This is a genomic window from Campylobacter sp. MIT 12-8780, assembly GCF_006864535.1.
GTDB lineage: Bacteria > Campylobacterota > Campylobacteria > Campylobacterales > Campylobacteraceae > Campylobacter_D.
In genome coordinates, this window is record NZ_QHLL01000018.1 from 1 (window position 1) to 1,976 (window position 1,976).

The window sequence follows — 1,976 nt, forward strand, 5'->3', positions numbered from 1 at the left end:
TTTTTTAGCAAGGATAAGCAAGGGAAATTTAAGTGATTATTCAGTTGGAGTGAAAAAACTTAGCCTTGAAGAGATGAAAGAGGTTAAGGGTGGGTATGTGATGGCATATTATCAACCTCCTAAAGATCGTATAAATTTAAAATCGGAACTCTATGGTGTAGCAGTTCTTACAAATAAAGAATATGAATATATCAAAAATTATGCTTATGATCTCAATGGCTTAAAAGGTATATGTGGTCCCGGTATTGAAACATGCTCTAATCCAAGCACCAATAGACTAGTAAATTGGTTTCATATTACAAATTGGTCTATGGATTTTACCCCAGTATATATTGTAAAAAGACAGATAAAAATTTCTAGTTTAGGACGCCCTTATGTGCTATTTAACTATCAAGTAGGTGTAATGGATAGATCACAACAATTCTATAAATTTGACTCTACTACATCAGGTGCTCTTTTAAATAATAATATGGTTATCAAAGAAATTGCAAACAAATATAAAGAAAATATGGAAGGCGCAATGGGTGGTTGGAATCCTAGCTTATTTTAAGAGCTAAATAATTTCTTATTTTTACCGATTTTAGAGCTGTCGTTATCTAAACGACAATCTAAAAGCAAAATCAAAAAGGTATAAAATGATCAATTCTACAATCCCAAATATCGCCACTCAACATTATACGAACTCTTATGCAAATAAAAAACAAGCTACAAACTCCAATAACGCTTTAAATCAAAATACTTCTTTATCTCAAAGCAATCCAATCCAAACTACCATTTCAACTTTAGTCCAAGATAAAAGCAAGGCAGTCTCTCAAGTCTTGGGTTATGGTGTAGATAAAGAAGGCTTTTTTACTAGTGATTTTAATGAAGCAGCTGGCTTGCCAAAAGATTATAAAATCCACGCTGAAGGAGCTAAAAAATTTGTGAACTTTCAGCAAAGTAGTGATTATTTTCTCTCAACACATACTAAGGTTGATTTTGCGAAAACTTTAGGCAATGCTTATAAGGTATTTTCTCAACTTGCGCCTCAAACTTTAAATTCTAGCTTTTCAAAAGAAGAGCTAGAAAATTTACCCTATGCTTTTAGTATGGATAAGAATTTTAATGTTATAAAAACTTATAGCAAAGAAGAATACTTAAGCAAACTAGATGATGGGATAAATAAGAACTTAAGTTTTAATACCTTGCAAAGTTTTGGACTTGGTTTAGGCTCTAAGTTTGTTTCCATCGATAATGATACGATTTTTAACACAAGTGGCGATGTGGCAAGCATCTCAAAACTTCCTTATATAAATAATGATAAAAGTGTAAGCAAGGGCGGAGTTTTGATGGCTTTTTTAAATAATAGTGGTATTTTAGGAGCTGGCTCTAGTTTTTTATCAGGAGAAACAAAAATACTTGGTAAATTTTTAGGACTTGATAGCTCAATCACTCAAATAGAGCTTAAGGAATTTAAAGATTTTATGAGCACAAATAGGCTTCAAAGTCCATTTTTAGATATATCTTTAGAAGGAAACAATGCTCTTGATTTGATGGGATCAAGGTTTTCAATGTCTCTTTTCATCTCAAGGAGTGAAAATACAAAAAATAGCACACTTGTCAAAGAAGCAAGAGAATTTGTCAAAGAATACGAGGATATGTTTAACTCAAATATGAGTTTAGATGAATTTAAAGAAAAATATCTTGATTTTAAGCAAAGACATGATAAGTTTGTAGCAAGGCTTAAAGCCAGTGAAAAAGAACTTGGGCTTGATTATTCGCTAGAAATTATCGATCATAAAGCTTTGCAAACAAACACCAAAACAAACAAAACAACCTTCACTCCAATACAAGCAGAAAGTAAAAATGAAACTTATAAAGCTATAGATACAAATGAGCTTCTTAAAAAACTTTTAGAAGAAAGTTTTGATGAAAAAGATTTTCTTAAAATGCTTTTTGGAATAAAAGATGAGAATTTAAATTTAAAAAGTCTTGAT

At 31.0% G+C, this 1,976-nt stretch carries 2 protein-coding genes; both read left to right on the plus strand.

All coding sequences use genetic code 11. The features are described 5' to 3' along the window. Positions 1 to 550 (plus strand): bacteriocin (locus DMB95_RS09640; protein ID WP_185906696.1); only part of this gene is annotated, 550 nt, incomplete at its 5' end. Positions 551 to 635: 85 nt separating this feature from the next. Further along, positions 636 to 1,976 (plus strand): Cj0814 family flagellar-dependent secreted protein (locus DMB95_RS09470; protein ID WP_142931840.1); only part of this gene is annotated, 1,341 nt, incomplete at its 3' end.